The following is a 3,915-nucleotide window of genomic DNA, read 5'->3' on the forward strand; positions in this document are numbered from 1 at the left end:
GGCGCCCGCCGCGCCATCGGGCCGGTCCTCGCACACCACGCTGCCCCCATGGCGCCCCGCGATGGAGCGCACCAGCGCCAGGCCCAGGCCCACGCCGCCCGAGCGTTCGCTGGCGCCCGGCAGGCGGTAGAAGGGCTCGAAGATGCGTTCGCGCTGCGCGGGCGGCACGCCCGGGCCGTGGTCGCACACGCGCAGCACGGCGTCGTGCCCTTCGCGCGTGAGGGTGAGGGTGATTTCGCCCTGGCTGTAGCGCCGCGCGTTCTCCAGCAGGTTGCGCACCGCGCGGCGCAGCAGCTTGGACACACCCGGTACTTCGACGGGCGCCGTCATGGCGTCTGCACCATCGCCGGAGCCTACGTGCAGTTCGGCGTCCACGCGCACGCATTCCTCCACGGCCAGGCCCACCAGGTCCACGGGCTCGACCGTGCCCACATCGGCGGCGCCGGAATCCAGGCGGCTGGCCAGCAGGATCTCGTCCACCAACTGGTCCAGCTCGGCGATGTTGCGTTCAATCTCGGCGCGGAATGCGGGCGAGGGCGTGCCGCCCTGCATCAGCTCCAGCCCCATGCGGATGCGCGTGAGCGGCGAGCGCAGCTCGTGCGAGGCATTGGCCAGCAGCGACTTGTGCGACTGCACCAGCGTCTCGATGCGCGCGGCGGCGGCGTTGAACTGGCGCGCCAGCGCCGCCACCTCGTCATGGCCCTGCTCGGCCACGCGCACCGACAAGTCGCCCTCGCCGAAGCGCTGCACGCTGCGCTGCAGTTGCTCCAGCCGCTGCAGCAGCCGCCGGATGATGGGAAACACCCCCACGGTCACGGCAATGCCCACCAGCGCGAGCATCCACAGAAAGCCGAAGGGCGGGCGGAACCACGCGGCGGGACCGCGCTCGTCGGGGCGCGGGCGGGGCGGGCGCGGAGACAAGTGCATCTCGTACACCTCGCCCGTGGCGCTCTCGATGCGGTAGAGCACGCCTTCGCTGGGGTCACGCCGCTGGCGCAGGCCCACGCCATCCACCAGCGTGCGGCCCGCGGCGTCCGTGATGCGGATCTCGCGCGAGGGCGGCTGCTGCTGGTTCTGCTCGGCCGCCCAGCGCCAGGCCATGCCCACGGCGAAGGCGAACACCAGCACGCCCCCGACCACGGCCAGCCAGATGCGCAGGTACAGGCGGCGGGAGAAGGGGCTGATGAGGGACATGCGTGCGGGGCTTTTCAAAAGAGGCAGGTCAGTCCTGCTGCTTGGCGAAGACATAGCCCACACCGCGCACGGTGAGAATGCGGCGCGGGTTCTTGGGGTCGGCCTCGATGGCCGCGCGGATGCGGCCCATGTGCACGTCGCTGGAGCGGTCGAACGCCTCCAGCTCGCGCCCGCGCACGGCCTCCATGATCTGGTCGCGCGTGAGCACGCGGCCCGCGCGCTCGGCCATGGTCACCAGCAGGTCGAACTGGTAAGAGGTCAGCTCCGCCGGCTGGCCGTGCACGCTCACCGTGCGCGCATCGCGGTCGATCTCCAGCGAGCCGAAGCGCAGCACCTGCGTGGCCGGCTGGGCACCGCTTTCACGCCGGCGCAGGATGGCACGGATGCGCGCCAGCAGCTCGCGCGGCTCGAAGGGCTTGGGCAGGTAGTCGTCGGCGCCGATCTCCAGTCCGATCACGCGGTCCATGGGGTCGCCCTTGGCCGTGAGCATCAGCACCGGCACCTGGGCGGCGGCGCCCGGCAGCGCGCGGATGCGCCGGCACACCTCCAGGCCGTCGATGTCGGGCAGCATCAGGTCCAGGATCACCAGGTCGGGCAGCTGGCCGCCCTCGGGCGCCTGCAGCCGCGCCAGGCCGCTGGCGCCGTCGGCCATGTGCGTGACCTGCAATCCGGACTGGCCGAGGTACTCGCCCACCATCTGCGCGAGGCGGTGGTCGTCTTCGATCATCAGCAGTTGCGAACTCATGGGTGGATGGGCCTTTCTAGACTGCCATGTTCCCTGCGCGGCATCTCGCAGGGTTGTCGGCCGGGTAAAGTTAGGTAAACCGGTGTAGGTATCGTTTTGATAGCTGCCCGCGCTTGTCCCTCAAGCGCTGGAGGCTGATTGGGCTCTGGACGCCAGCGCCACCAGCAGCAGCACCGGCAGGCCCAGCAGGGCCGTGCCCGTGAAGAACGCGCTGTAGCCCTGCGCGTCCACGAACTGGCCCGAGAAGCCCGCGAGCCATTTGGGCAGCAACAGCATCATGGAGCTGAACAGCGCGTACTGCGTGGCCGAATACTGCACGTTGGTCAGGCTGGACAGATAGGCGATGAACGCGGCCGAGGCGATGCCGCCCGCCAGGTTGTCGGCCGACACCACCAGCACCAGCATGGGCACGTGGTGCCCGAGGGTGGACAGCCAGGCGAACAACAGGTTGGTCGCCGCGCTCAGCAGCGCCCCCAGCATCAGCACGCGCATCACGCCCAGGCGCATCGACAGCACGCCGCCGACGAAGGCGCCCGCCAGCGTCATCGCCACGCCATAGACCTTGGTCACGGCCGCCACCTCGTCCTTGGTGTAGCCCATGTCCACGTAGAACGGGTTTGCCATGATGCCCATGACCACGTCGCTGATGCGATAGACGGCGATCAGTGCCAGCACCAGCACCGCCTGCCAGCGGTAGCGGCGGACGAAATCCGCGAAGGGCGCGACCACGGCGCCACGCAGCCATTCGGCCAGCCCCTTTGCCGGCGGCAGCGGCCGCGGCGCCGGCTCGGGCGAGCGCCACACGACCACCATGCCCAGCAGCATGGACGCCGCCATGACCAGGTAGGCCGTGCGCCAGGCCGCCGCCTGGTAGCCGGCCGCGCCCGCCACCTCGGCGCGCGCCGCCAGCCACAGCACGCCCGCCCCCGCCCAGATCATTGCCAACCGGTAGCCGGTCTGGTAGGTCGCGGCCAGCGCCGCCTGGCGCTCGGTGTCGGCCGACTCGATGCGAAAGGCATCCAGCGCAATGTCCTGGGTTGCCGAGCCGAAGGCAACCAGCAGGGCGCAGCCCACCAGCGCCGCCAGCTCGGTGCGCGGGTCGGCCAGCGCCATGCCGGCGAGCCCCGCCATGACCAGCAGCTGCGCCGCCAGCAGCCAGCTGCGCCGCCGGCCCAGCGCCCGCGTTGCCACCGGCAGCGCCAGTCGGTCCACCAGCGGCGCCCACAGCCACTTGAAGGCATAGGCCAGCCCGACCCAGGAGAGGTAGCCGATGGTGGTGCGGTCGATGCCCGCCTCGCGCAGGCGAAAGGACAGCGTGCCCAGCACCAGCAGCAGCGGCAGCCCGGCGGAAAAGCCCAGCGCCAGCATGCGCAGGCTGGCCGGCTCGAGGTAGACGCGCCAGGCCGCTCGCCAGGAGCGCCGGGGAGTGGGGGCGGGAGGGGTCATGGGCAGGCGGTGCGGTGCGGATCCGCGGGACGGGACCCGGCGGGCAGGCGGGGCAGGGGACAATGCGGTGCTGCCGGCAGCAGCCGGCCAAGGCGCCATTATTGATTGTCGCCCCTTGTCGCCTCTTGCCGCCAGACGGCGCGGGCGTGACCGCTCCGAAAAGAATCTCTTTCCCACCCGGCTTTCATGTCTGTCCTGGCCCTGCCGTCCTCTCCCTCTGCCGCACCGCGCGCCGTGCTCCTGGTGCTGCTGGCCGCCATGCTCTGGGGCACCACCGGCACGGCGCAGAGCCTGGCCCCCGCCACCCTGTCGCCCTACTGGGTTGGGGCGCTGCGGCTGGCCGTCGCCAGCGTGTTCTTCGCCGTGCTTGCGCTGCCGGCGCTGCGTGAAGGAGCGGTGCGCCACCTGCGCCTGCCCACCGCCGGGCTGGCGGCGCTTTGCGTGGCGGCCTACAACCTGAGCTTCTTCGCCGGGGTCAAGGCCAGCGGCGTGGCGCTGGGCACGGCGCTGGCGATCGGCAGCGGCCCCAT

At 71.4% G+C, this 3,915-nt stretch carries 4 protein-coding genes; 1 reads left to right on the forward strand and 3 read right to left on the reverse strand.

Going from position 1 to position 3,915, the window contains the following annotated elements; all coding sequences use genetic code 11:
- The 3 genes from A612_RS01785 to A612_RS01795 all read right to left on the reverse strand — a co-directional run.
- Positions 1-1,194, reverse strand: a 1,194-nt coding sequence (locus tag A612_RS01785; RefSeq protein ID WP_019372902.1) for an ATP-binding protein, incomplete at its 3' end; no start/stop codon positions are given.
- Positions 1,195-1,222: 28 nt separating this feature from the next.
- Positions 1,223-1,939 carry a response regulator transcription factor gene (locus A612_RS01790; protein WP_019372903.1) on the reverse strand — a complete coding sequence of 239 codons (717 nt, stop codon included), beginning with the start codon at positions 1,937-1,939 and terminating at the stop codon, positions 1,223-1,225.
- A gap of 120 nt (positions 1,940-2,059) precedes the next feature.
- A complete protein-coding gene (locus A612_RS01795; RefSeq protein WP_040435591.1) occupies positions 2,060-3,385 on the reverse strand; it encodes an AmpG family muropeptide MFS transporter in 1,326 nt (441 codons plus the stop codon).
- A gap of 186 nt (positions 3,386-3,571) precedes the next feature.
- Here A612_RS01795 and A612_RS01800 point away from each other — a divergent pair.
- A partial coding sequence (locus A612_RS01800; RefSeq protein WP_019372905.1) for an EamA family transporter occupies positions 3,572-3,915 on the forward strand: 344 nt, incomplete at its 3' end.

The organism is Melaminivora alkalimesophila (genome assembly GCF_000282995.1).
Lineage (GTDB): Bacteria > Pseudomonadota > Gammaproteobacteria > Burkholderiales > Burkholderiaceae_C > Melaminivora > Melaminivora alkalimesophila.